Origin of the sequence: Actinoallomurus sp. NPDC050550 (genome assembly GCF_040655075.1) — a bacterium.
Classification (GTDB): Bacteria; Actinomycetota; Actinomycetes; order Streptosporangiales; family Streptosporangiaceae; genus Actinoallomurus.
Genome location: NZ_JBFAJC010000023.1, coordinates 126,112 through 150,728, shown reverse-complemented (window position 1 = coordinate 150,728; position 24,617 = coordinate 126,112). Strand labels below are relative to the sequence as shown.

Annotated in this window: 21 protein-coding genes; 13 read left to right on the top strand and 8 right to left on the bottom strand. The window is 70.5% G+C overall.

The window, feature by feature from the left end; genetic code table 11:
• Positions 1–4: 4 nt before the first annotated feature.
• Positions 5–1,297 carry an extracellular solute-binding protein gene (locus AB0I04_RS29205; protein WP_360891197.1) on the bottom strand — a complete coding sequence of 431 codons (1,293 nt, stop codon included), beginning with the start codon at positions 1,295–1,297 and terminating at the stop codon, positions 5–7.
• Positions 1,294–4,053 (bottom strand): family 78 glycoside hydrolase catalytic domain, encoded by a 2,760-nt coding sequence (locus AB0I04_RS29200; RefSeq protein ID WP_360891194.1) that lies wholly within the window; start codon positions 4,051–4,053, stop codon positions 1,294–1,296. The genes AB0I04_RS29205 and AB0I04_RS29200 overlap by 4 nt, the downstream gene beginning before the upstream one ends.
• A gap of 487 nt (positions 4,054–4,540) precedes the next feature.
• Between AB0I04_RS29200 and AB0I04_RS29195 the strand changes: the two genes are divergently transcribed.
• Entirely contained in the window at positions 4,541–5,074 is a 534-nt protein-coding gene (locus AB0I04_RS29195; protein WP_360891191.1) for an rRNA adenine N-6-methyltransferase family protein, read from the top strand.
• 203 nt (positions 5,075–5,277) lie between these two features.
• Positions 5,278–6,420 carry an epoxide hydrolase family protein gene (locus tag AB0I04_RS29190; RefSeq protein WP_360891188.1) on the top strand — a complete coding sequence of 381 codons (1,143 nt, stop codon included), beginning with the start codon at positions 5,278–5,280 and terminating at the stop codon, positions 6,418–6,420.
• A gap of 48 nt (positions 6,421–6,468) precedes the next feature.
• Here the strand turns inward: AB0I04_RS29190 and AB0I04_RS29185 are convergent, their stop codons facing one another.
• Positions 6,469–7,434: a winged helix-turn-helix domain-containing protein gene (locus tag AB0I04_RS29185; protein ID WP_360891186.1), complete on the bottom strand. Its 966-nt coding sequence runs from the start codon at positions 7,432–7,434 to the stop codon at positions 6,469–6,471.
• 59 nt (positions 7,435–7,493) lie between these two features.
• Here AB0I04_RS29185 and AB0I04_RS29180 point away from each other — a divergent pair, with 59 nt between their 5' ends.
• A complete protein-coding gene (locus tag AB0I04_RS29180; RefSeq protein ID WP_360891183.1) occupies positions 7,494–8,789 on the top strand; it encodes an MFS transporter in 1,296 nt (431 codons plus the stop codon).
• Positions 8,790–9,350: 561 nt separating this feature from the next.
• On the opposite strand, the gene AB0I04_RS29175 is transcribed toward AB0I04_RS29180, so the two are convergent.
• Entirely contained in the window at positions 9,351–10,004 is a 654-nt protein-coding gene (locus AB0I04_RS29175; RefSeq protein WP_360891180.1) for a TetR family transcriptional regulator, read from the bottom strand.
• A 76-nt stretch (positions 10,005–10,080) separates the two neighbouring features.
• Here AB0I04_RS29175 and AB0I04_RS29170 point away from each other — a divergent pair, with 76 nt between their 5' ends.
• The 3 genes from AB0I04_RS29170 to AB0I04_RS29160 all read left to right on the top strand — a co-directional run bounded on the left by AB0I04_RS29170 (position 10,081) and on the right by AB0I04_RS29160 (position 13,868).
• Entirely contained in the window at positions 10,081–11,586 is a 1,506-nt protein-coding gene (locus AB0I04_RS29170) for an FAD-dependent monooxygenase (RefSeq protein WP_360891177.1), read from the top strand.
• Between the two features lie 168 nt (positions 11,587–11,754).
• Positions 11,755–12,954 (top strand): RNA-guided endonuclease TnpB family protein, encoded by a 1,200-nt coding sequence (locus tag AB0I04_RS29165; protein WP_360891174.1) that lies wholly within the window; start codon positions 11,755–11,757, stop codon positions 12,952–12,954.
• A 239-nt stretch (positions 12,955–13,193) separates the two neighbouring features.
• Positions 13,194–13,868 carry a nucleoside triphosphate pyrophosphohydrolase gene (locus tag AB0I04_RS29160; RefSeq protein WP_360891171.1) on the top strand — a complete coding sequence of 225 codons (675 nt, stop codon included), beginning with the start codon at positions 13,194–13,196 and terminating at the stop codon, positions 13,866–13,868.
• A 66-nt stretch (positions 13,869–13,934) separates the two neighbouring features.
• Here the strand turns inward: AB0I04_RS29160 and AB0I04_RS29155 are convergent, their stop codons facing one another.
• Entirely contained in the window at positions 13,935–14,426 is a 492-nt protein-coding gene (locus AB0I04_RS29155; RefSeq protein WP_360891169.1) for an LURP-one-related family protein, read from the bottom strand.
• 159 nt (positions 14,427–14,585) lie between these two features.
• Between AB0I04_RS29155 and AB0I04_RS29150 the strand changes: the two genes are divergently transcribed.
• The 5 genes from AB0I04_RS29150 to AB0I04_RS29130 all read left to right on the top strand — a co-directional run bounded on the left by AB0I04_RS29150 (position 14,586) and on the right by AB0I04_RS29130 (position 20,281).
• On the top strand, positions 14,586–15,338 hold the full coding sequence (locus AB0I04_RS29150; RefSeq protein ID WP_360891166.1) for a DUF429 domain-containing protein: 753 nt from the start codon (positions 14,586–14,588) through the stop codon (positions 15,336–15,338).
• Positions 15,339–15,475: 137 nt separating this feature from the next.
• Positions 15,476–17,209, top strand: a complete 1,734-nt coding sequence (locus tag AB0I04_RS29145) for an ABC transporter ATP-binding protein (RefSeq protein WP_360891164.1) — start codon at positions 15,476–15,478, stop codon at positions 17,207–17,209.
• Positions 17,210–17,294: 85 nt separating this feature from the next.
• Complete coding sequence (locus AB0I04_RS29140; protein WP_360891162.1) at positions 17,295–19,313, top strand: ABC transporter ATP-binding protein; 2,019 nt, start codon at positions 17,295–17,297, stop codon at positions 19,311–19,313.
• A gap of 25 nt (positions 19,314–19,338) precedes the next feature.
• A complete protein-coding gene (locus AB0I04_RS29135) occupies positions 19,339–19,773 on the top strand; it encodes an SUKH-4 family immunity protein (RefSeq protein WP_360891159.1) in 435 nt (144 codons plus the stop codon).
• 37 nt (positions 19,774–19,810) lie between these two features.
• Entirely contained in the window at positions 19,811–20,281 is a 471-nt protein-coding gene (locus tag AB0I04_RS29130) for a cupin domain-containing protein (RefSeq protein ID WP_360891156.1), read from the top strand.
• 123 nt (positions 20,282–20,404) lie between these two features.
• Here AB0I04_RS29130 and AB0I04_RS29125 read toward each other — a convergent pair whose 3' ends face one another.
• Positions 20,405–21,328 (bottom strand): NADP-dependent oxidoreductase, encoded by a 924-nt coding sequence (locus tag AB0I04_RS29125; protein WP_360891153.1) that lies wholly within the window; start codon positions 21,326–21,328, stop codon positions 20,405–20,407.
• 157 nt (positions 21,329–21,485) lie between these two features.
• Between AB0I04_RS29125 and AB0I04_RS29120 the strand changes: the two genes are divergently transcribed.
• The gene (locus AB0I04_RS29120) at positions 21,486–22,349 is read left to right on the top strand and encodes a helix-turn-helix transcriptional regulator (RefSeq protein WP_360891150.1); all 864 of its coding nucleotides are present in this window, start codon (positions 21,486–21,488) and stop codon (positions 22,347–22,349) included.
• A gap of 189 nt (positions 22,350–22,538) precedes the next feature.
• On the opposite strand, the gene AB0I04_RS29115 is transcribed toward AB0I04_RS29120, so the two are convergent.
• A complete protein-coding gene (locus AB0I04_RS29115; RefSeq protein WP_360891148.1) occupies positions 22,539–23,168 on the bottom strand; it encodes an LUD domain-containing protein in 630 nt (209 codons plus the stop codon).
• A 218-nt stretch (positions 23,169–23,386) separates the two neighbouring features.
• Here AB0I04_RS29115 and sigJ point away from each other — a divergent pair, with 218 nt between their 5' ends.
• Entirely contained in the window at positions 23,387–24,325 is a 939-nt protein-coding gene (sigJ, locus tag AB0I04_RS29110) for an RNA polymerase sigma factor SigJ (RefSeq protein WP_360891146.1), read from the top strand.
• A gap of 14 nt (positions 24,326–24,339) precedes the next feature.
• On the opposite strand, the gene AB0I04_RS29105 is transcribed toward sigJ, so the two are convergent.
• The gene (locus AB0I04_RS29105; protein WP_360891143.1) at positions 24,340–24,468 is read right to left on the bottom strand and encodes a hypothetical protein; all 129 of its coding nucleotides are present in this window, start codon (positions 24,466–24,468) and stop codon (positions 24,340–24,342) included.
• Positions 24,469–24,617 lie beyond the last annotated feature (149 nt).

The window sequence follows — 24,617 nt, the reverse complement described above, 5'->3', positions numbered from 1 at the left end:
CGGGTCAGGACTTCTTCCGGTAGACCTGGTCCATCTTGGCCAGGCCCTTGTCGATCGTCGTCTTGCCTGCCAGCAACTCCTGGACGACGGCGAAGTGGGTGGGCTGGACCTCCGCGTTCGGCCACGCCTGGTCCATGAACGGCACGGCCTTGTTGCCCTCGATGAACGGCAGGAAGGACTCGAGCACCGGGTCGATCTTGGAGGACGCGTCGCGGTGGAGCGGGATGCAGGCGACGGCCTCGGCCCAGCGGTTGATGTTCTCCTGCTTCCCGAGGAACTCGATGAACGCCTTGGCCGCGTCGGAGTTGCGGCTGCGCGCGCTCACGCCGAGGCCGACGACGACGCCCGCCGGGATCCACACGCCGTCCGCGTTGTCCGCGCCCGGGAACGGGAACATCCCGAGGTCGTCGGGGCTCGAGGCGGCCTTGCGGAAGTCCGGCAGCACCGCAGAGACCTGCACGGCCATCGCGGCCTTGCCGGTGGCGACCATCGAGGTCTGCTGTTCGAACGTCGTGCCGTTGGGGTTGTCGTTGAAGAACCCGCGCTTCTGCAGGTCCAGGTACATCGTGAACGCGTCGCGCCAGCCCGACTGGGCGAAGCTCGTCGACCCCGCCTGCATCTGGCTGTCGAACTGCGGGTTCTTCGCGTAGACCGTCGACGGGACCAGCGCGTACGTGATGAGCTGGGTGATCCAGGACGTCTGCGCGCCGAGCGCGATCGGCGTCACCCCGGCCTTCTTGAGCTTCCCGCACACGTCGAGCAGCTCGGTCCAGGTCTTCGGCGGCTGCACGCCCGCCTTCTGGAAGACCTTCTTGTTGTAGATCGCGCCGATGACGCTGGACCCGGCCGAGTAGATGAACGTCTTGCCCTGCAGCTGGAACGCGGGCTTGAAGTTGGGCGGGATCAGCTGCGTCCACGACTGGGAGCTGAGGTCGGCGAGCAGGCCCGCCTGCGCGATCTGCGCCATCGCCATGGCGCTGCCGTTGCCCGGGTAGACGACGTGCACGTCGGGCGCGTTGCCCGCGCCCAGCTGCGTGCGCAGCGACGTCTCCACCTGGTCGGTCGGCGCGTACGAGGTGCTGAACTTCGCCTGCGTGTAGAGCTTGGTCAGCTCGTCCAGGGCCTTCTGCTGGTCCGCGACGCCGACCAGGCGCAGCGTCTTCCCGCCGCCGGAGCCGCCGGCGCCGGAGGATCCGCCGCAGGCCGCCAGCCCGACGGGCAGCGCCGCCACGGCCGCCAGCCCACCGGCCGCGCGCAGGAACCCTCTGCGGTCGATCCGCTCGAATCGCGATGTCATTCCGTCCTCCTCGCCAAAAATCGGTAGTCCCCCGAGCTCACGCGGCATACGAACGACCGCCCTTCCGCGGTCGGCTCGCTGCCGACGATCTCCACCCCGGGGGCATCGCCGACCGGGTCGTCTCCCTCCCGCACGTCCCACGTACGAGGCACGGGCAGGTGCACCGTCGCCGTCGCCCCCGGCGGCACGGTCAGGTCCAGCAGGAACCGGCCGTCCGCGCGCTCCCAGCGGACCCGGATCCGGCCGCGCGGCGACTCGTAGGCCGCCTCCGCCCAGCTCGGCTCCGCGCCCGGGATCCCGGGCGGCGTGAACGGGCGGGGCCGGATCACCAGGTCGCCGTAGGCCACCGAGTCCGGCGCCTGGTCGAGCCCGGCCAGGCCGCGGTACAGCCACTCCCCCACCGAGCCGAGCGCGTAGTGGTTGAAGGAGTTCATCGCCGGGGCCTGGAAGCCGTCCTCGTCGGTGTAGCCGTCCCAGCGCTCCCAGATGGTGGTGGCGCCGTGCTCCAGGGGGTACAGCCAGGACGGCTGCTCCGTACGGCGCAGCAGCGCGTGCACGAGGTCGGGGCGGTCCAGCCCGTCGAGCACCGGCGCGACGAGGCCGACGCCGAGGAACCCCGTGGACAGGCGGGGTCCGGTCTCCTCCACCAGGGCGGCGAGCCGTTTCCCGGCCGGGTCGGCGAGCTCTCCGGGGAGCAGTTCGAAGGCCAGCGCGAGCAGGTACGCCGTCTGCGTGTCGCCCTCGATCCGCCCGTCGGCGGAGACGAACTCCTCGATGAACGCCCGCCGGACGTCCGCGGCCAGGGCGGCGTACCGGTCCGCGCGCCCGTCGCCGAGGACGCGGGCGGCGCGGGCGGTCAGCTCGGCGCTGTGCGCGAAGTACGCCGTGGCGACCACCTCGCGGGAGGTCGGCCGGCCCAGCGACAGCCAGTCGGCGAAGTGCGGGCCGACCTTGATCCGCCAGATCAGGTCGGGGTTGTGCCGGTGGATCAGGTCGACCCACGCGGCCATCGCGTCCAGGGAGCGCTCGAGGAACCGCTCGTCGCCGTACACGCGGTACAGGTGCCAGGGGACCAGCACGCCGGCGTCCGCCCAGCCCGGGGCGCCCTCGTCGGCGACGCCCGCCAGCCGGGGCGCGACGTTCGGGAATCCGCCGTCGGGTGCCTGCGCGTCCAGCACGTCCTGCGTCCACTTGGCGAAGAACGCCGCGACGTCCGCGTTGAGGCACGCTGTCGGCAGGAACACCTGCGCGTCGGCCATCCACCCCAGGCGCTCGTCCCGCTGCGGGCAGTCGGTCGGCACGCTGACGAAGTTGGAGCGCTGCCCCCACGTGATGTTGTGGTGCAGCCGCCGTACGCCACGGTCCGAGCAGTCGAACGTGCCCGCCCAGGGGGTGTCGCTGTGCAGGACGACGCCTGTGACGTCGGCCGCGTCCAGCTCGGGCAGCCCGGTCACCTCGGCGTACCGGAAGCCGTGGTAGGTGAAGCGGGGTTCGAACACGACCGTGTCGTCGCCGCGTCCGATGAGGACGTCCGTCGCCGCGGCCGTACGCAGGTTGGCGACGTAGAGCGCGCCGTCCTCGTCGAGGGCCTCCGCGTGCCGGAGGACGACGCGACCGCCGGGCGCCAGGCCGCGTACGGTCAGCCGCACCCGGCCCGCGAAGTTCTGCCCGAAGTCGACGAGGTGCGTCTCCGGGCCGACCCTCCGGACCTCGGTGGGGGCCAGCTCGCCGAGTGCGCGCACCGGCTCGTCGACGGACGCCACGAGGAGGCTCGTGTCCGTGTCGGCCACCCGGGCGGCCGCCCACGCGCCGTCGTCGAAGCCCGGCCGGTCCCAGCCGTCGACGGCGTGCCGCGCGTCGTGGCACTCGCCCATGAGCAGGTCCGCGTAGCGGAGCGGTCCCTGGGCGGCACGCCAGGTCTCGTCCGTGCCGACGACGTCGGTGGAGCCGTCCGGGTAGTCGAGATGGAGCTGCGCGATCAGCTGTGGGAACGTTCCGTAATGCGCGCCGGCCCGCCGCGGGTCGAACCCGACGTACCCGCTCCACCAGCCGTCGGCGAGCGTGGCCGCCACGGCGTTCGCGCCCTCCCGGACGAGCTCGGTGACGTCGTACGCCTGGTACTGGATCCGGTGGCGGTAGTCGGTCCAGCCGGGGGCCAGTTCTGCGTCCCCGGCTCGTTCGCCGTTGACGCGGAGCTCGTACAGCCCCCGCGCGCTGACGTACAGCCGGGCCTGGACCGGGGCCACGGACGTGGTGAACTCGTGCCGCAGGAGCGGGCACGGCGACAGACCGTGGGAGTCGAGCGCGCGCTCGCCCTCCTCCGGCGGGTCGACGACGTCGACGGCGGTCCAGTCGCGGGCGATCCAGGACGCCTGCCACTCGCCCTCGCCGAGCCCCGTCTCGAACCACGACTCGGCGCTCTCGGCACCGCCGCTCGCCGCCCACACCGTGACGCGCCAGTGATAACGCGTCCGCGGCCGCAGGGGCGGGCCGGCGTAGACGGCCCCGGTCGCGCCGGCGTCCTCGACCCGCCCGGTGTCCCAGTGGGAGGGCCCGTCCAGGTCCTCCGCGACGTCGACCCGGTAGGCGACGGGTGCGTCGCCGCGTGACGTCTCATCGCCCGCGGCGAGCCGCCATGACAGCAGCGGCGTCGGCTCCCCGATGCCCAGCGGAGTCGTCCGGTGGTCGCAGCACAGTGCGTACGGCCGGAGCCCGTGGGATCGTTGGGAGTGGCGTGAGGACCCGCCCTCGGTCACCTGATCCTCCATCGCTAGGGGGGGACGACAGAGACATAACACTGATCGCCGCACAGTTCGCATGAATCCGCGTCTCAGATCACAGAGCTTGTAACATCCACGTTTCCCACGTCAAGAGGATGCGACCAATTCGTAACACCGCAGGTCGGGCACTGACCCAGGAAGGGCGCGACGAACGCGTCCGCCGCCCGACCGAGAACCGGCCGCGAGGAAATCACATCTGAAGATGTTTACTTAACCATCGCTGAACGTGACCTCCAGGTCACACAACCCAGCGACGGAAGCCGCCTTCACAGTCGATGACCTGGCCGGTGACCCAGGCTCCCTCGTCGGAGGCCGGCCACCGGACGGGGCGGGCCACGTCCTCGGGGTGCCCCAGTACGCGCCGTAGGGGGTCCGGCCGCCCCCGAAGCCGAAATTCGGTTTCGCCGCGCCGCCCGGCTCCCTACGGTGGCGTCCATGCCGATGTTCATGAACGTGATCCGCCGTGTCCGCCGGGAACTCGCGGCGGGCCTGGGGCTGGCACCCGCTCACTGACGAATGGGCGGCGCGCGTCGTCGCGGACGCCGCCGTGCGCCCCGGAAACCTGGTGCTCGACCTCGGCGCCGGTGAGGGCGCGCTGACGGCGCATCTCCTCGAGGCGGGCGCCCGGGTGATCGCGGTCGAGTTGCACCCCGGCCGGGCCCGGCGTCTGCGAGAGCGCTTCGCCGGGGCGCGGTTGACGGTCGTCGAGGCCGACGCCGGGTCGCTGCGCCTGCCGGACCGGCCCTTCCGCGTGGTGGCCAGTCCGCCGTACGGCATCTCCAGCGCACTGCTCCGCACGCTGCTGGCGCCCCGGTCCCGGCTCGTCGCCGCCGACCTGGTGCTCCAGCGCGCCGTCGTGCGCCGCTACGCCGAAGGCCGGTCGGCCGCGCGCGTGCCCGGCCGGTGGACCGTACGGGCCGGCCCGTCGCTGCCCCGCCGTGCCTTCCGGCCACCGCCGAAGGTCGACTCCGCCGTCCTCGTGATACGCCGACGGTGACCGGCCGGCAGCAGGTCACGCTTGGTGTGATCACGTGGGTGCCGATGCGACGCAATGTCGTGTACAGTCCACCGCAAGCAGGGCGACGCGAGGAGGTGAGCCCGATGACGATGACCAGTTCTCTCCGGGCGCTCTCCGCCGCCGCGGCTGTCTGATCCGCGCCGAGGAGTGCCCGGCCGTACCCACTCCTCAGTGAAGGAAGCATGACAGTAACGCCTTTTCAGATCGCTGTTTCCGACGACGTCCTCGACGACCTGCGCACGCGCCTGGCCCGTACGCGCTTCACGACGGCGTCCGACTCCACCTTCTGGGCGGCCGGCACCGATCCCGGCTACCTTCGCGAACTCGTCACCTACTGGGCGGACGAGTTCGACTGGCGCGCCGCCGAGGCGGCGCTCAACGCCTTCCCGCACTTCGTCGCCGAGGTCGCCGGCCGCCGGGTGCACTACATCCACATCCGGGGCGTCCGCCCCGAAGGGGCACCCGCGCCGCTGCCGCTGATCCTCACGCACGGCTGGCCGAGCAGCTTCGTGGAGATGCTGCGGGTCGCCCGGCGGCTCGCCGACCCGGCGAGTCACGGCGGCGACCCCGCCGACGCGTTCGACGTCGTCATCCCGTCGCTGCCCGGCTTCCTGTTCTCCGAACTGCCCGCCGGGCCGTGGACCCGCAGGGGCGTCGCCGAGATCTGGCACACGCTGATGACCGAGACCCTCGGCTACGAGAGGTTCGGGGCGTTCGGCGGTGACATCGGGGGCGGGATCACCCAGTGGCTCGGCGCGCTGTACCCCGGTGAGGTAGCGGGCGTCCACGTGACCACGGCGGTCGTCACGACGGACTTCGCCGACCGGCCCGCGACCGCCGAGGAGCAGAAATTCCTCGACGACCTGGACGCGTACGACGAGAAGGACGGGGGCTACAGCGAGATCATGCTGACCCGTCCGGACACGATCGCCGCCGCCCTGATGGACTCCCCCGCCGGGCTCGCCGCCTGGATCGTCGACAAGTACCGCGACTGGACCGACGGCGGCGGGACCCTGGAGAGCTGGGACAAGGACACACTGTGCACGATCGCGACCCTGTACTGGGCGACCGGCACGATCGGCTCGTCCTTCCGGCAGTACTACGACTACCCGCAGAACCGGCCGGTCCCGCGGATCACCGTCCCCGGGGCGGTCACCCTGAGCAACGAGCCGGCGTTCCGCAGCTTCCCCAAGAGCCTCGCCGAGCGGATCTACGCGGACCTGCGGCACTGGCACCGGCCGGAGCACGGCGGGCACTTCATGGCGCATGAGGAACCCGAGCAGGTGGCCACCGACCTGCGCGCGTTCTTCGGACCACTGCGCTGAGATCCGGTTCCCTCGCGGCGGTGCGCCACCGCGAGGGAACCGGGCATGTCACCGGGCCTGCGCGGTCACCAGCACGTCCCCGGCCGCCGTGCGGTAGTACAGCACGGACCGTCCGGCGCGGCGCCGCCGGACCAGCCCGGCGGCGAGCAGCACCTTCAGGTGACGGCCCACGGAGCCGAGGCCCTGGCCGGTCAGGGCCACGAGCTGCGTGGTGCTCTTGGGCGCGTCCAGGAGCATGAGGACCCTCGCGCGCGCGTGCCCGAGCAGCGCGCCGAGCGCGTCGGGCACCGGGGCGGGGTCCGGCGCGGCCAGCGCGCCGGAGCATGGGTAGATCACGGCGTACCGGCCGGCCTCCCAGGACACCCACCCGAACCCGGCCGTGACCGGCACGAACAGCAACCGCACACTCGACAGGTCGCGGGGCGGATAGTCGTAGGGGTTGACCTGCAACCGTCCCTCCCCGAGCCAGCGCATACCCGGGCGCATCGCGTCCAGCGCCGCGGCCCATCCGCCATGCGTCAGCTGGCCGGTCCGCGCGACGACGTCGGCCTCGATGATCCGGCGGCGGCGGGCCCAGTCCGACCGGACCATCTCCGTCCAGATCCACTCCAGCAGGTCGGCGAAGCGCTCGGCGAGATCGGACCGGCGCAGTTCGCGCGGGACCGGGCCGCCCAGCCCGAACTCCAGGTCCGTACGGACCCGGTCGGCGGGCGTCTCGCGGATCCGGGCGAGCTCCTGGTGGAAACCGAGGTCCGCCTCACCGGTCGGCGTCGGCGTGGCGAAGTCGGCGATCCAGCGGGGACGCATCGCCGCCCGCAGCAGGAGCGCGGTGATCGGGTCGCCCGCCAGCCGCGCCCGGTAGGCGGCCTGGTGGGCGTCGAGCCACGCCCGCTCGCCGGGGTGCGCGGCCGTTCCCCTGTCCAGCGTGCCCAGGCACGAGCTCGTCTCGGCCAGCGCCGAGACCACGAACCGGCTCTCGGCGAGGGTGTCCGTGTTGATCCGCCACCAGCCCACGTTTCGCCTCCCCGCGAAACATTAACGGGCCCGCGAACCCCGCCGAGACACTCCCGATCATGCCCCTCACCTATCGCGGACTCTTCCGCACACCGGAGTTCACGCCGATGTTCGCCGGCACGTCGGCGAGTATCGGCGCGTCCACCCTGAGCTCGCTCGCGCTGGGCACACTCGTCTACGCGGACACCCACTCGCCGCTGTTGTCCGCGCTCAGCATGTTCGGCCCGTCGCTCGTCCAGGTGATCGGGGCGGCGACGCTGCTGTCGGCGGCCGACCGGCTGCCGCCGCGCGCGGCCACGGCGGCGCTGGCCCTGCTCTTCGGCCTCGGCACCGCCGTGCTGGCCATCCCCGGGCTCCCGATCTGGCTCCTGTTCACGGTGATCATGACGGTCGGGCTGGCCGGTTCCGTGGGCGGTGGCGTGCGGTACGGGCTGCTCAGTGAGATCCTTCCCGGCGAGGGCTACCTGCTCGGCCGGTCGGTGCTCAACATGGCCGTCGGCACCATGCAGATCTTCGGCTTCGCGGCCGGGGGCGCGCTCCTGACGGTCCTGTCCCCGCGCGGCACGTTGCTGGCGGGGGCCGTCCTCTACCTGGCCACGGCGGCCGTCTCGTGGTTCGGCCTGACCCCGCGCCCGCCACGCGCCGCCGGAAGGCCGTCGATCGCCGTGACCTGGCGGACCAACGCGCGGCTCTGGTCATCGCCGCCCCGCCGCTACGTCTACCTCGCGCTCTGGTTGCCGAACGGACTGATCGTCGGCTGTGAGTCCCTGTTCGTCGCGTACGAGCCCCGGCACGCGGGTCTGCTGTTCGCGTTCGCGGCCGGCGGGATGCTGATCGGGGACACGGTGGCCGGCCGGTTCCTCCCCGGGCGGTGGAGGCGGCGGCTCGACGCCCCGCTGCGCCTGCTGCTCGCGGCGCCGTACCTGGTCTTCGCGTCGCACCCGGCGCTGCCGGTCGCCCTGGCCGCCGTCACGCTCGCCTCCATCGGATACTCGGCCACGCTGCTGCTCCAGGAACGCCTGATGGCGCTCACCCCCGAGGACGTGCACGGGCAGGCGCTGGGGCTGCACGCGGCCGGCATGCTCACCATGCAGGGCGTCGGCGCCGCCCTCGCCGGAGCGGTCGCCCAGCACACGTCCCCGGCCCTGGCCATGGCCGCGATGGCGGTGGCCTCGGTCACGGTCACCGTCCTGCTGGCTCCGGGCCTGCGCGGCGATCCGCAGGCCGCCGACGCTTCCCGGGATGTTTCAGCGGCGGATACCGCTGAAGGTAATGTCCGTCCGGAGACGACCGAAATCGGACACCACGAGAATCCGAAAAGTGAGTCAAGTCTAGTGTCCGACGAATTGCGGTGATTCGTCCCGGGGAAGACCAGTCAGTGCACCGTGATGCGCGCCGGCCGGGCCGGAATCGCGTTCTTACCCAGAAGTCCGGCGGTCATCCGATCCCGAAGTTCCCGAGGAGGTCACGTCGATGAAGGTACCCATGGGACTTGTCGTGTCAGGCCTGGTCCTCGCAGGTGGCGTAGGCCTCGCGGCCACACCGGCGAACGCGGCCACCGGTCAGGCGAAGGTCACCGTCTCCGCGCGAGGCGCGGCACATGAGGCGACCGCCACAGCGATTCGCGACAGCCGTCCCCGCTGCCGCAGATACGTACGCGGGCACTGGGTGCACACCCGCAGAGGAAGGGTATTCATGCAGGGCTTCTGGCTGCCCCGGGGCTGCGTACACCGCCGCTGACAATCGCGATTAGAACCTGAGGTCGAGGGGGAGCTGCGGCTCCCCCTTTCAGGCGTACGGGACGGGCCCGCGCGTCGCGCCGGACGCCGGCGCCGCAGCGGGCACGGCACAGGCCTGCGCCATCACCCGGACAACGGCGTCACGGTGGGCAGGGCGTACGGGACGGGCCGGCGCCGTCACCCGGACGCCGGCGTCGCGGTGGGCAGCCGGCCCAGCCCGTTCTCCAGCAGGGCGAAGCCGTGCTCGGCGTCGCTCACCGCGGTCGCGTACCGCTCGTCGGCGGCCTCTCCGCGCGCGAGCCGTTCGACGTTGTCCAGTGCCAGTGCCCAGTGGACGGCGACGAGCTGGGCCGCCGCCAGCCGTGCGGTGAGGGCCGGGGTGTCGGCCGTTTCGCGCAGCGCCTGGGCGAGCGCGTGCTGCGCGGCGGTGTTGAACCGCTCCACTCGAGCGACGAGCGCCGGGGTGTCGAGGATCATCCTGAAGAGCGCGCGGATCCCCGGATCGTCGTTGAGACCGGTGACCGGGTCACGCCTTCGCAACCCGTCGAGGAAGTGCTCGCGCAGCGCGGTCAGCGGCGTGGTCCCCGCCGGCCGGGCCCGCACCACCCGCGCGGCCTCGGTCTCGTGGTCCGCGAAGCGGTGCACCACAAGGTCTTCCTTGGTCGGGAAGTACGCGAAGAGGGTGCGTTTGGAAACCTCTGCCGCCGCGGCGACCTCGGCCACCGAAACCCGGGTGAAGCCTCGTTCGAGGAACAGCGCGATCGCCGCCTCGGAGATCGCCCTATGGGTCCGCTGCTTCTTACGCTCGCGCAGGCCGGTCACGTCGCTCACGCTAACAGACAGATATACCGAGGAGATTTTTGCACCGGGTATACATATGCACTCAGGCGACCTAAGGTGTGGAGACGTGACGTTGACGGAGATCGAGACCGAGGTTGTCATCGCGGGCGCAGGCCCCACCGGCCTGACGCTGGCGCACGAGCTGGCCCTGGCCGGGGTCCGGACGCTGGTGCTGGAGAAGCTGCCACGGCGAATCGATCAGGTGAAGGGCGGTGCGGTCCAGCCCCGCACGGCGGAACTGCTCGAGCTCAGGGGGCTGCTGGAGCCGTTGCTGGGCCGGGCCCTGCCGCGTGAGCCGGTCGGCGGGCATTTCGCGATGTTGCCGGTGCCGCTGGACTGCGGTCCCTGGCGTACGAGGCATCCGTATCCGATCTCGATCCCCCAGTGGGAGATCGAGGAGGTGCTGGAGGAGCAGGCGACCGCCCGTGGCGCACGGATTCTGCGCGACACCGCGGTCACCGCGATCGCCGCTAACGAGCCGGACGACGGTGTCACCGTGACCGCGGGCGGGCTCCGGGTACGAGCGCGTTACCTGGCCGCCTGCGACGGTGGCCGTAGCACGGTCCGCAAGCTGCTCCGGCTGCGGTTCCCCGGCAGGCCGGGCACCTATCTCGCCGTACTGGCCGACATCCGCCTGTCCGCAACGTCATCGCTGGTACCACGGGCCATGGGGCACATCAGCACCATGACCCGCAGGGCCGACGGCTACTGGGCCATGCTGGTCCCGGTCGGCGGCGAGCGGTACCGGTTCACCTTCGGCCGCGAGACGCAGGAGGACGTCGACCGGGACACCCCGGTCACCGAGGAGGAGATCGCCTCGGCGCTGCGGACCGTCTACGGTGACGAGACCGTCCTGAGCGCGGTGGACAACTCCTCGCGGTTCACCGACGCGACCCGGCAGCTGGAGCACTACCGTGCGGGCCGCGTGGTGTTCGCCGGGGACGCGGCGCACATCCACCCGCCTCTCGGGGGGCAGGGCCTGAACACCGGTGTGCAGGACGCGATCAACCTCGGCTGGAAGCTGGCCGCGACCGTCCAGAACCGTGCGCCGAGCGGCCTCCTGGACACCTATCACGCCGAACGCCATCCGGTGGGAGCCCAGGTGCTGCACCACACGTCGGCGCAACGGGTGCTGGCCTACCCGGAGCCGAGCGAGGACGTCGCGGCGCTGCGCGACATCGTCGTGGACCTCCTGCGGCTGCCAGACGCCAATCGTCACCTCGCAGGCCTGATGTCCGGCCTGTCGCTGCACTACGACCTGCCCGGCGAGCATCCGCTCACCGGTCACCGGATGCCGGACACCGACCTCATCACCGACGCCGGGCCCGTCCGGCTGTCGGCGCTGTTCGGTTCCGGGCATGCCGTCCTGCTCGATCTGGCCGGGATCGTCCCGGCCGATCTCCGGATCCCCGCCTTCGTCGACGTCATCCGCGCCGAACCCGCCGACGACCCGGGAGCCGCCGCCCTGCTCATCCGGCCCGACGGTTACGTCTGCTGGGCCTCCGACGACGCGATGACCGACGCCGCCACCCTGCTCGCCGCGATCGCCGAGCACCTTTCACCACTGCCCTGAGGCGGTCCCTGCGCGCCGAGGTCGCTGCGGATCGCCGATCCGGTCGCGAGAGACCTCACGCCCCCCGATGGTGTTCCGGCGGGGGTGGGGTTGACCCGTCGTGCCGGCGCCGGGAAAGTGGCCTGATGAGCGCACACGGTCACACACTGACGCTATAGTTTGCGGACTGTGACCACTCACGTGAAGCGTGCTTTCAAGTACCGCTTCTATCCGACCGATGCGCAGGCAGCCGAGCTGTCGCGCACGTTCGGATGCGTGCGCAAGGTCTACAACATGGCGCTGGACGCCCGCACCGAGGCCTGGACGCTGCGCCGGGAACGCATCGGCTACAACGCCACGTCGGCGATGCTAACGGTATGGAAGAAGACCGAGGAGCTGGCCTACCTCAACGAAGTGTCCTCGGTCCCGCTCCAGCAGACGCTGCGGCACCTGCAAACCGCCTTCACCAACTTCTTCACCAAACGAGCCAGGTATCCGCGGTTCAAGGCGAAGAAGAAGTCTCGCAAGTCGGCGGAGTACACCGCCAGCGGATTCCGGTTCCGGGAGGGGAAGCTCACCCTCGCGAAAATGACAGAGCCGCTGAACATCGCCTGGTCAAGGCCTCTTCCCGAGGGCGTCAAGCCGTCTACGGTGACCGTATCCCAAGACTCGGCGGGACGCTGGTTCGTGTCGCTGCTGTGCGAAGACCCCGGCATCCAGCCGCTCCCGGTCAACGGCAACGCGGTCGGGGTGGATGCCGGGCTGGATCACCTGCTGACGTTGTCGACCGGAGAGAAGATCACCAATCCCCGGCATGAGCGCCGGGACCGCAAGCGTCTGGCCCGGGCGCAGCGGAGGTTGTCCCGCAAAGCCAAGGGAGACGGTTCGAACCGGGCCAAGGCCCGGCGTAAGGTCGCCCGGATCCACGCCCGGATCGCCGACCGGCGCCGCGACACCCTGCACAAGCTCACCACTCGACTCGTTCGTGAGAACCAAACGATCGTGATCGAGGATCTGACCGTCCGGAACATGCTGAAGAACGGCAACCTGGCCCGCGCCATCGCCGATGCCGCGTGGTCGCAGTTCCGCAGCATGCTGGAGTACAAAGCCGCCTGGTACGGCCGCGAAGTGATCGCAGTCGACCGCTGGCTCCCCTCCTCCAAACTGTGCTCGATCTGTAGCACCTTGGCCGACAAGATGCCCCTGAACGTCCGTACTTGGACGTGCGAGTGCGGCGCGACCCACGACCGGGACGTGAACGCAGCCAAGAACATTCTGGCCGCCGGGCTGGCGGTGTCGGCCTGTGGAGCCGCGGTAAGACCTCAACGGGACTCCTCCCAGTTGGGGCTGTCGGCACTGAAGCAGGAAGCCCAACGGCGCGAGCCGTAGGAACCCCCCTCGTTTACGAGGCGGGAGGAAGCCAAGCAGAAGAATCTCCCGATCTCCGGCCTGATCGAGGAGGGCCGTACGATCCCCGTCGCCCGCGTGCAGGCGATGCGCGAGGGCAAACGACGGGCCCAGGCACGCCGCGAGGCCGAATGACCAACCCGGCGACGTCCGGATTCCCGCCTCCCAGGGGTGCCGACCCGTCCAGACTGACGGCATGAACCCAGCCGACAACCCGTACGGTGGGTGCCCCGGCGGCAGGCGACTCCGGGACACCTGGCGCGCTCGCCCGCGTGCTGGCCGACGTCGCCGCGGAGCGCGCCGCTCAGGACACGATGTGGGGCGTCCAGGATCTCCCCGACGGCACCGGGCCCGAGCACGCGGCAACGGCCGACGCGGCCAAACGCGACTGCCGGGAGGCGTGGGAGGGGGCCCGGCTCACCTGGCGGCACATTCTCGCCGAGGAGTTCCACGAGTCGCTGGCCGAGACCGACCCGCAGGCTCTGCGGACCGAGCTCGTCCAGACCGCCGCCGTCGCGGTCAAGTGGGTCCAGGCGCTCGACCGCCGCGACGGCGACCTGACGCACCGCACCAAGGCCGGCCCCGGACGGCTGGAGAAGCTCGTACGCGACCGCGCGCCCGAGCTCATCCAGGCCACCGGCCGCGTCCCCGAGGTCCGGGCCGCCGGCGACGGCGAGTACCGCATGCTGCTCCGCGCCAAGCTGTACGAGGAGGTCGGGGAGTTCGCCGAGTCCGGCGCGGTGGAGGAGCTCGCCGACATCCTCGAAGTGGTCTACGCCCTCGCCGCCGCGAACGGCGTCGAGCCCGGTGAACTCGACCGCCTCCGGGCCGCCAAGGCGGCCCGGAACGGCTCCTTCGCGCAGCGCCGGGTGCTGCGCCGCCCCGAGGACGGGTGAGCTCCAGGCGTTCATGGAGTGCGCCGAGAAACGGTTCTTCGGCGATCGGGGAGGTACGCCCTGCCGTCAGTCGTCCTCGCGCCGCTCGTCCGCGGCGAGTTCGTCGACCGCGACGGCGACGGCGAGGACCAGCGGCACGTCGGGGTGGTGAACCTCGACGCCGTACGTGTCGCGGATCCGGAACCACTTGCGGGACGTCTGGGCGACGACGCCCTCGTCGCCCTCGATCTCGTAGTTCTTCTCGATGAGGTCACCGCTCGCCGTCCACTCCTGCCCGTCGGCGAGCTCGATCAGCATCTTGTGCCGGAGCGGGCTGAACAGCTTCCGGTGCACCTTGGCCACCGTCTCGCCGTCGCGTTCGACGACCATCGTGTCGCGGATGGCGACCATCTTCTTGCGGATGACGGCGAGCACCTCCCCTCCGGGCCCCTTGAGCTCGAAGGTCTGACGCAGCCGCAACGCCTTGCCGTCGACGAGGAAGACGCGCTCCCCCGCCTCATCTTCGACCCAGAAATCCTCACCGATCCCGAACACCCGCTCACGCAGCACAAACCTCACGGCGCCTCCTTGGCCGATCGTCCTCGACGGCAGAGCGTCCCCGCGGCGCGGTCGATCACACCGGCGGCGGCGCCCCTCGTGAAGCCCAACGTCTCAAGGACGAGTGGTGTCTCCCGTACGGTGGCCTGCCGTCAGAAGGACGCGGCTTATCGTGAACCCGTGCTCGCCCTTGGAGTCGATCTCGCCGCGGAGCCGGCCGGTACCGCGCTGGCATGGCTGGAGTGGGGGCCTGACACGTGCTCGGTTCGCGAGATCCGCTGCGGCTGTGACGACGGAACGCTCATCGACGCGCTGATGACGGCGGACAAGGCGGGCATCGACTGCCCGTTCGGCTGGCCGGTCCCCTTCGTCGAGTTCGTCACCGCGCACCGGTCGGGGAACGTCGACGTGCCCGCGGGAGCGCGCGGCCGCGACTGGCGCAGGAACCTGGCGCTGCGGCTGACCGACCGGGTCGTCCACGACCGCACCGGCCTGACCCCGCTGAGCGTCTCCGCCGATCGGATCGGCCACGCGGCCATGCGCTGCGCCGCGCTGCTGGCCCGCCTCGCGCGGGCCGGCCGCCCGGTGGACCGCTCCGGGACCGGTGTCGTCGTCGAGGTCTACCCGGCCGCGTCCCTCCGGCTGTGGGGGCTGCCGCACCGCGGTTACAAGCGCCCCGGCGACCTCGCGGCTCTCGGACGGCTCGTCGACGCCCTGCGGGCGGCGGCGCCCTGGCTGGATCCGGGAGCATTCGATGCGCTCTGCCGCCGTTCACACGACGCCACGGACACGGTGATCGCGGCGCTCACCGCGCGTGCGGCGTACCAGGGCCGCACCGTCACCCCGAGGACGGACGAGCTCGAGACGGCGACGTCCGAGGGATGGATCGCGCTCCCGACCGGCCCCCTGGCCGATCTCCGGCCGGGAGCGTGACGATCGCCGAGGGCGCAAAAAATCAGACCGCCGGTGCCGTCTCTTGGCGGTATTTTTCTGTTTGCACCTGCTGTGTGTGATTTCCCGGCAGAGAGCCGGTTCGCCCTCCGTTGCCGTCCCCCCCGAGAGAGTGTCGTGTGCTGATCCGACTCCTGCGCGTCCATCTGCGCCCCTACCGCCGGCCGCTGGCGCTCGTCGTCGCGCTGCAGTTCGTGCAGACGCTCGCCACGCTCTACCTGCCGACCCTGAACGCCGACATCATCGACAAGGGGGTGGTCAAGGGCGACACCGGTTACATCATGAGCACCGGCGGCGTCATGCTCGCCATCTCCCTCGTGCAGATCGTCTGCTCGGTGAGCGCCGTCTACTTCGGCGCCCGTACCTCGATGGCAGTCGGCCGCGACATCCGGGCCGCCATCTTCACCCGCGTCCAGGACTTCTCCGCCCGTGAGGTGGGCAGGTTCGGCACCCCGTCGCTGATCACGCGGACCACGAACGACGTGCAACAGGTCCAGATGCTCGCCCTGATGACCTTCACCATGATGGTGGCGGCTCCGATCATGGGCGTCGGCGGCATCGTGCTGGCGCTGAACCAGAACGTGACGCTGTCCTCACTGCTGCTCATCATCGTCCCCATCCTCGGCGTGGTGATCGGGCTGATCATCACGCGGATGCGGTCCCTGTTCCGGCTGATGCAGGAACGCATCGACACCATCAACCGCATCCTGCGCGAGCAGATCACCGGGGTCCGAGTCATCCGGGCCTTCGTCCGCGACGCCCCCGAGCAGCGGCGGTTCGAAACGTCCAACACCGAACTGCTCGACGTGTCGCTGGGGACCGGCCGGCTGATGGCCCTGATGTTCCCGCTGGTGATGCTGGTGGTCAACGTCTCCAGCGTCGCCGTCCTGTGGTTCGGCGGTCACCTGATCAGTGACGGGTCGATGAAGGTCGGGGCGCTCACGGCGTTCCTGAGCTACCTCATGCAGATCCTGATGTCGGTCATGATGGCGACCTTCATGTTCATGATGGTGCCGCGCGCGGAGGTGTGCGCCGAACGCATCCAGGAGGTCCTGGAGACCGAGTCGAGCGTCGTCCCGCCGGCGGACCCGGTGCGGACCCTGAACGTGCACGGCCATCTGGAGCTGCGGGACGTCGAGTTCCGGTTCCCGGGCGCCGAGGAGCCCGTACTGTCCGGCGTCGGCCTGGTCGCGCGGCCCGGTGAGATCACCGCGATCATCGGCTCGACCGGCAGCGGCAAGACCACGCTGCTGAACCTCATCCCACGGCTCATGGACGCCACCGGCGGCACCGTCCTCGTCGACGGCGTCGACGTCCGTGACCTGGACCCGGTGACGCTGTCCGACGCGGTCGCGCTGGTCCCGCAGAAGCCGTACCTCTTCACCGGCACGGTCGCCTCCAACCTGCGGTACGGAAAACCGGACGCCACCGACGAAGAGATCTGGCGCGCCCTCGAGATCGCCCAGGCCAAGGACTTCGTGGAACGCATGGAAGGCTGCCTGGACGCCAAGATCGACCAGGGCGGCACGAACGTCTCGGGCGGCCAGCGCCAGCGCCTGGCCATCGCCCGCGCGCTCGTCCGCCGGCCCGAGATCTACCTGTTCGACGACTCGTTCTCCGCCCTGGACTACGCGACCGATGCCGCCCTGCGCGCGGCGCTGGCGAACGAGACCGCCGACGCGACCGTCGTCATCGTGGCGCAGCGGGTCTCCACCATCCGGCACGCCGACCGCATCATCGTCCTCGACGAGGGCCAGGTCGTCGGCACCGGCACCCACCACGAACTGATGGACACCAACGCCACCTACCGGGAGATCGTGCTCTCCCAGCTCACGGAGCAGGAGGCGGCATGAGTAGCGGGGGAAATGGCATGAGCGAGCGGAGCGAGCGAATCATAAGCATGGCGCGCCTGGTCACCCCTCCGACGAAGGAGGCCGCATGAGTGGGGGACAGAACGGAAGCGAGCCCGCGTCCTCGGGCAACGGCGAACGGGCGGTGCCCAGCCGGGGGCCGGGGCCGGCCGGCGGCGCGGGCATGGCCCGTGGGCCGGCGGCGTTCATGGCCGGGCGGTCGACGGAGAAGTCCCTGGACTTCGGCGGATCGAGCCGGCGGCTGCTGCGCATGCTGCGGCCCGAGCGGCCGATCATCGTCACCACCCTGCTCCTGGCCACGGCGAGCGTCGCGACGACGGTGGTCGGCCCGAAGATCCTCGGCCGCGCCACCGACCTGATCTTCGCCGGCGTCATCGGCCGCCAGCTGCCCGCCGGCCATTCCAAGGCCGAGGTGGTCGCGCATCTGCGGAGCACCGGCCAGGGCACGCTCGCGGACATGCTGAGCTCGATGGACGTCGTACCCGGGCACGGCATCGACTTCGGCAAGGTCGGCATGGTGCTGCTGGCCGCGCTGGCGCTGTTCGCGGTGGCCGCGGTCTTCGGCCTGATCCAGGGCCGGCTCACGACCACGATCGTGCAGCGGTCGATGTTCCGGTTGCGTGAGCAGGCGGAGTCGAAGCTGTCCCGGCTGCCGCTGAGTTACTTCGATCGTCAGCCGCACGGTGAGGTGCTCAGCCGGGTCACCAACGACATCGACAACCTCGCCCAGACGCTGCAGCAGACCCTCAGCCAGATGCTGACCTCCCTGCTCACCATCGTCGGCGTGCTCACCATGATGATCCTCATCTCCCCCCTCCTGGCACTGATCGCGCTGGTCACCGTGCCGGTCGCGATGGTGGTCGCCTCCCGGATCGGCAAGAAGGCGCAGCCTCAGTTCATCAAGCAGTGGGCCACGACGGGCCGGCTCAACGGGCACATCGAGGAGATGTACACGGGCCACTCGCTGGTCAAGGTGTTCGGACGCCAGAAGGAGTCGCTGGAGACCTTCCGGAAGCACAACGACACGCTGTACACGTCGAGTTTCAAGGCGCAGTTCATCTCCGGCCTGATCCAGCCCGCGATGATGTTCATCGGCAACCTCAACTACGTCCTCGTCGCGGTCGTCGGCGGCCTGCGGGTGGCGTCGGGCTCGCTGTCACTGGGAGACGTGCAGGCGTTCGTGCAGTACTCCCGGCAGTTCACCCAGCCCATCACCCAGGTCGCGAGCATGGCGAACCTGCTGCAGTCCGGTGTCGCCTCGGCCGAACGCGTCTTCGCGCTGCTGGACGCCGAGGAGCAGGAGCCCGACCCGCAGACGCCCCTGCGGCCGGAGGAAGTACGCGGCCGGGTGGTGTTCGAGCACGTGTCGTTCCGGTACGCACCCGACACGCCGCTGATCGAGGACCTGTCCCTGACCGTCGAACCGGGCCAGACGGTCGCCATCGTGGGCCCGACGGGCGCGGGCAAGACGACCCTGGTCAACCTGCTGATGCGGTTCTACGAGGTCACGGGCGGCCGGATCACCCTGGACGGGGTGGACATCGCCGAGATGACCCGGGAGGACCTGCGCGCCAGGACCGGGATGGTGCTTCAGGACGCGTGGCTGTTCGGCGGCACCATCGCCGACAACATCGCGTACGGGGCGGCCGATGCCACCCATGAGCAGGTCGTGGAGGCCGCACGCGCGACGTACGTCGACCGGTTCGTCCGCACCCTGCCCGACGGCTACGAAAGCGTCATCGACGACGAAGGCACCAACGTCAGCGCCGGTGAGAAGCAGCTCATCACCATCGCCCGGGCGTTCCTCGCCCGCCCGACGATCCTCATCCTGGACGAGGCCACCAGCTCCGTCGACACCCGCACCGAAGTACTGATCCAGCGTGCGATGAACTCCCTGCGCAAGGGACGGACCAGTTTTGTCATCGCCCACCGCCTGTCCACCATCCGCGACGCCGACCTCATCCTGGTGATGGAGGCGGGCAGCATCGTCGAACACGGCACCCACGACGAACTCCTCAAGGCCGAGGGCGCCTACGCCCGGCTCTACCAGGCGCAGTTCGCCCAGGCCGTCGCGGAGGTCGACTGACGTCATCCGGTGACAGACTTCGCTCGTGGAATCCGACGACGCGATCGAGCGGGCCCTCGCCCCGCTGCGCCCGATCACCTACCAGAAGGTCCCGGTCGAGGGACGGTGGCGGAAGCCGCCGTTCCCCGACCACGTCCTCGACGGCAGGACGATGGCCGTGGTCTGCGAGGATCCCGGCATCTCGCTGCTCGGCGTCGACCGGGACGGCGGCGAGGTCCTGATCGTCGACGCGGACGAGGGAGCGCAGCTGGTCAACCGGTCGGCGGCGCTACTGATCGCCTGTGCCGAGGTGTTCCGTAAGGCGTGCCGCGATGCGAAGCGGGCCGAGGACGACGACGAGGAGCTGGAGGCGATCGCCACCCGCGCCCTCGCCGCGTTCGCCGAGATCGACCCGGACGCGGTACGGGGCGAGAACCAGCTGTGGTCCGTCGCCGCCGAAGAACTCGGCTACGGCATGTAAGGACGCGGCCCGGGCGGTGATCGGGCAGGATGCGATCATGACCGATTCCACGGAGGGTCGTCCGCTCCTGCGCACGCCGGGTGAAGGCGAACTCATCGCGGTGGCCGGAGTCGACCATCTGTTCCGGCTCACCGCGACGCATACCGGAGGCAGGTTCGCCTTCGAGGAGTTCACGCTGGACCCCGGCGTGCTGGGCGCACGGCCGCATGTGCACCACGGCCACGACGAGTACTTCTACGTCCTCGACGGCGAACTCACGCTGCATGACGGCGACGGCGAGATCACCGCGGGGCCCGGACATCTGCTGGCGGCCGTACGCGGGACCCCGCACGGATTCCGTAACGCCGGTGAGGTGCCGGTACGTGGCCTGTGCATGTACACGCCGGCGGGATATGAGGACTACTTCCGGCAGGTGCACGCGGAGGTGGAGGCCGGCGCGGAGGTCACCGAGGAGCTCCTCGCCGAGTTCCGTGCGCGCTTCCAGACGACGCCCTACCCGGCTCGCTGATGCCGTTCCGCTGAGGGCGGCCATGACGGACGTCGCGGACCACCCCGGCCGACCGCGGCGGTGGGGTCCGAGCCAGGCAGGCCGTGCGCGGCGGTTCTGGCGCGCACGGCCTTGCCCTGCGTCTCACGGCTTCAGGACGATCTTGCCCCGGGTGTGGCGCTTCTCCAGCTCGCGGTAGGCGTCCCGGATCTGGTCGAGGGGGTAGGTGCGGGCGATCGGGATCTCCAGCTGCCCCTTCTCGATCAGCGCGGCCAGCTCGGCGAGCACCTCGGCGTTGGCCGCCTCCGCATTCCCCTCGGTCTTGACCCCGTACTTCTCGGCGGCCTTCCAGTCGGTGATGGTGTCGATCCGCTCGGGAGCCACCCGCAGGTCGAGCGCGAGCTTGACGTAGCTGGAACCGAAGGTGTCGATGAACGCGTCGACCTTCCCATCAGGCGCGGCGGCCTTGATCCGGTCGGCGACGCCGTCGCCGTACGAGACCGGGATCGCCCCGTGGTCCGCGAGCCACTGATGGTTGGCGTCACTCGCCAGGCCGATCACCCGGGCGCCCGCGTTGCCGGCGAGCTGGACGGCGATCGTCCCCACTCCCCCGGCGGCGCCGGAGATCACGACCGTGTCTCCGGGTCCCGCCGCCACGGCGCGCACCGCCGCGTACGCCGTGGTCCCCGCGATGTACAGCGTCCCGGCCTGCTCCCACGGGACATCCGCCGGCCGGTGAATGAGGTTCGCGGCCTCGACGAGCACGAACTCCGCGTGGCTCGCCCGGTCGTCGGTGAAGCCGATCACCTCGTCACCGGCCGAGAACCCGGTGACGCCCTCGCCGATCTCCTCGACGAACCCGGCCAGGTCGCTGCCCTGGCCGGACGGGAACGTCGCGGGCCACCGCTCGTGCAGCGCCCCCGTACGGATGTGCACCTCCCCCGGGTTGATCGACGTGACCTTCACTCGTACGAGCACCTGGCCGGGTCCCGGGACGGGCCGGTCGACCTCGACGACCTGCAGAACCTCGATCCCGCCGTACTGCTCGAACCGCACTGCCTTCGCCATGACGTGCTCCCTCAACGGTCTGCGCCCGGCCGGTCCGGCCGAACACCGACCACGTTGCCAAGAACCCACGGCGGGGACGAGCGGACAGTTCTCCCTAGGATCGCCAATCCCTGGCTGAGCGTCCGGACCTGCGGGGAACCTCGGGGATGATGACGTTATGGAGATGGACCGCCGCGAGCTCGCCGACTTCCTCCGTCGCTCCAGGGAACGGTTGCGCCCCCAGGAGGTCGGCCTGCCGGCCGGGCCCCGCCGCCGTACGCCCGGGCTGCGGCGCGAGGAGATCTCCCAGCTCGCGGGGATGTCCGCCGACTACTACATGCGCCTCGAGCAGGCCAGAAGCCCCCAGCCGTCTCTGCAGATCCTGAGCTCGCTGGCCCACGCGCTGCGCCTGACCGACGACGAGCGCGACCACCTCTACCTGCTGGCGGGGCACCGGCCGCCCGCAGGCCGGCTGGCGGGCGACCACGTACGGCCCAGCCTGCTCTACCTGCTCGACCAGCTCAATGAGACCCCGGCGCACATCACCAACGACCTCGGTGACCTGCTCGCCCGCAACACCATGGCCGAGGCGCTCCTCGGCTGCATCTGCTCGGTCCGCGCGCAGGACCGCAACTTCATCTGGCGGTGGTTCACCGATCCGACGATCCGCCGGATCTACTCAGCGGAGGAGCGCGAACGGCAGGGCCGCGACTACGTCGCCGACCTGCGGGCCTCCGTCGCCCGGCGCGGCAACGACGCCGTCTCCACCCGCCTGGTCGCCCGGCTGCGCGAGGTCAGCGCCGAGTTCGCCGCCCTGTGGGAGTTGCACGAGGTCGCCGTGCGGCGCGCCAGCCGGGTGCGCGTCGACCATCCGGCGATCGGGCCCATCGAGCTGGAGTGCGAGATGCTGCTGAGCCCGGCCGAAGACCAGCGCCTGACCATCTTCACGCCGCCGCCGGGCACGTCCACCACCGATAGCCTGAGCCTGCTGCGCGTCCTGGGCCACGATGACTTCACCCCCGCCGCCCCCGAACGCCGCTGACTCGCATCAGCGCGCCGGGCTTAGAACGCGCGGATCGGTGGGCGCGGCAGGGTCCAGAAGCAACGCAGGCACGGAGCCTCAAGATCACTCGGGTGCCTGCCCCCTGTGATCGAAAACGAGGATGTCCGTGCCTGTGCTGCCATCTTGGCTTCAAGCTGGAGGATCTGGACCCGCTGCCCTACGGGTGGTTCAGAATCCGATGGCTTCGCGGAGCAGCAGGACGGTGCCGCGCCCGGGGTGGGGTTCTGCGTTGAGGATGAGAAGGCGGTTGAGGGCGCTGGGCACCCCGTAGGCTTTCTTGGCGCGTTCGTTTTCCAGCGGGACGCAGTGGTCTTCGATGCGGCGCAGCGCGGTGCTCAGGTCAGGCACCACCTTCTGCGCTCCGACGATCCAGATCACGCTTGCCGCGGCGCCCGAGTAGCCGGCCAGCTGGCTTCCGCTGGCCGAGGCGGCCACAAGGGAGCCGGTCTCGGTGACCGCGGCGACGCTGCCCACAATGACGTCGGGGCAGGCGATCATCCGCCAGATCTCGGCCAATTGGGTGGCGCGGTCCATGGTCACACTGCGCGCCTTGGCGGACTCGTATCGTCCGCTGCCGTTGAGGTCCTCATCGATGCCGGACAGGCGGAGGGTCTCGCTGGCTCCGGTGAACACGCTGGCGCCCTCGGGAACCAGGTCTTTGACGCGGGTACGCGCGGCGGCGGCGTCATCGAGGATTTCGACGGCGAAATTGTTCTCCCTCAACGCAGCGGCCACCCGCTCCAGGGTCTCCGCGGGCGCCGGGTCGGTGAACGATGCTGCGGGAACCGAAGTCGTCATGGTGTCTCCTGGCTGGTCGTGTGTGGCGGGTCAGCGCGATCACGGGGGACGGAGGAGCGGGTCCTGGTGTCTCCCGGGCCTGCTGCCCGCTGGATGATGTGTTCGTCTCAGCAGCACGACGACGCAGCCCCCCGGAATGTGAGGCGACGTGTGACCTCACATTCCGGGGGGCTGTCTCGTCGAACCGGTGAGAGCGGATACGACCAGGGGGCGACACCATGACCACCGAATACGGGCCAGGAGAGGGCCGGCCCGATCCGGGCCTGGACGCGATCGTGAGCGAGCGGCGGCAGCTGATCAATCTCGCCTACCGGCTCCTCGGCTCCCTGGCCGAGGCCGAGGATGTCGTCCAGGAGACCTACGCCCGCTGGTACGCCATGTCCAGGCAGCAGCAGGAGGCCATCGAGTCCCCCGGCGGCTGGCTCACGACGGTCGCCAGTCGCATCTGCCTGGACGTGCTCGGCTCGGCGCGCGCGAGGCGGGAGCGGTATGTGGGCGAGTGGATTCCCGAGCCACTGCCCGAGCGTACGGAGTGGATCAGCGGGCGGCCGGGCGGTGCGACCGTCGACCCGGCCGACCGGGTCACCTTGGATGAGTCGGTCAACATGGCCTTCCTGGTCGTGCTCGAGTCGATGACCCCGGCCGAACGCGTCGCGTTCATCCTGCACGACGTCTTCCGCTATCCCTTCGCCGAAGTGTCCGAGATCGTCGGCCGTACGCCGGCGGCATGCCGCCAGCTGGCCTCCTCGGCCCGCCGCCGCATTCGCGAATCGCGGGGCCCCGCGAGTCCGACAGCCCAGCAGGCCGGCATCGTCAGGGACTTCAAGCAGGCATGGGAGGCCAAGGACATCGACGCCCTGGTCGGCCTGCTCGACCCCGATGCCACGGCGACCGCCGACGGCGGCGGCCTCGCCGTCACCTTCCTGCGACCCATCGAAGGCGGCGAGCAGATCGCGCGCGCCTGGGTCGAGATCGCCGACCGGAGGCCCGGCAACATGACGTTCCTGGAGCGTACGGTCAACGGTCAGCCCGGTCTGGTGGCTCAGCAGGACGGCGTCACCGTGACGGTGTTCGCGTTCGAGGTCGCGGGCGACCGGATCAAGCACATCTGGGCCGTACGCAACCCCGAGAAACTTCGTCACTGGACGACGGGCTGAGTCGCCTCTCCAGGTCAAAGCTCGAGGATGGTTCCGTCGTCGGCCAGGGGAAAGCCGAGGTCGGCGGAGGCGTAAGCGTGGCAGACGCCGTCGGCGCGACACCACGGGGCGACCGCGGACGACGTGGCGGTCGATCCCGGCATGTCGCCGAGGATCGTCGTGGCCATGGCCCCGACGATCCTCGGCGATCCCGATCCGTACGGTGACGGCACGCTCATCAAGGTCACCGCCCGCCGCTGAGAGGGGCGACGCGGACGCCCCTCGCCGGGATATGGCAGCGTGGAGACGCGTT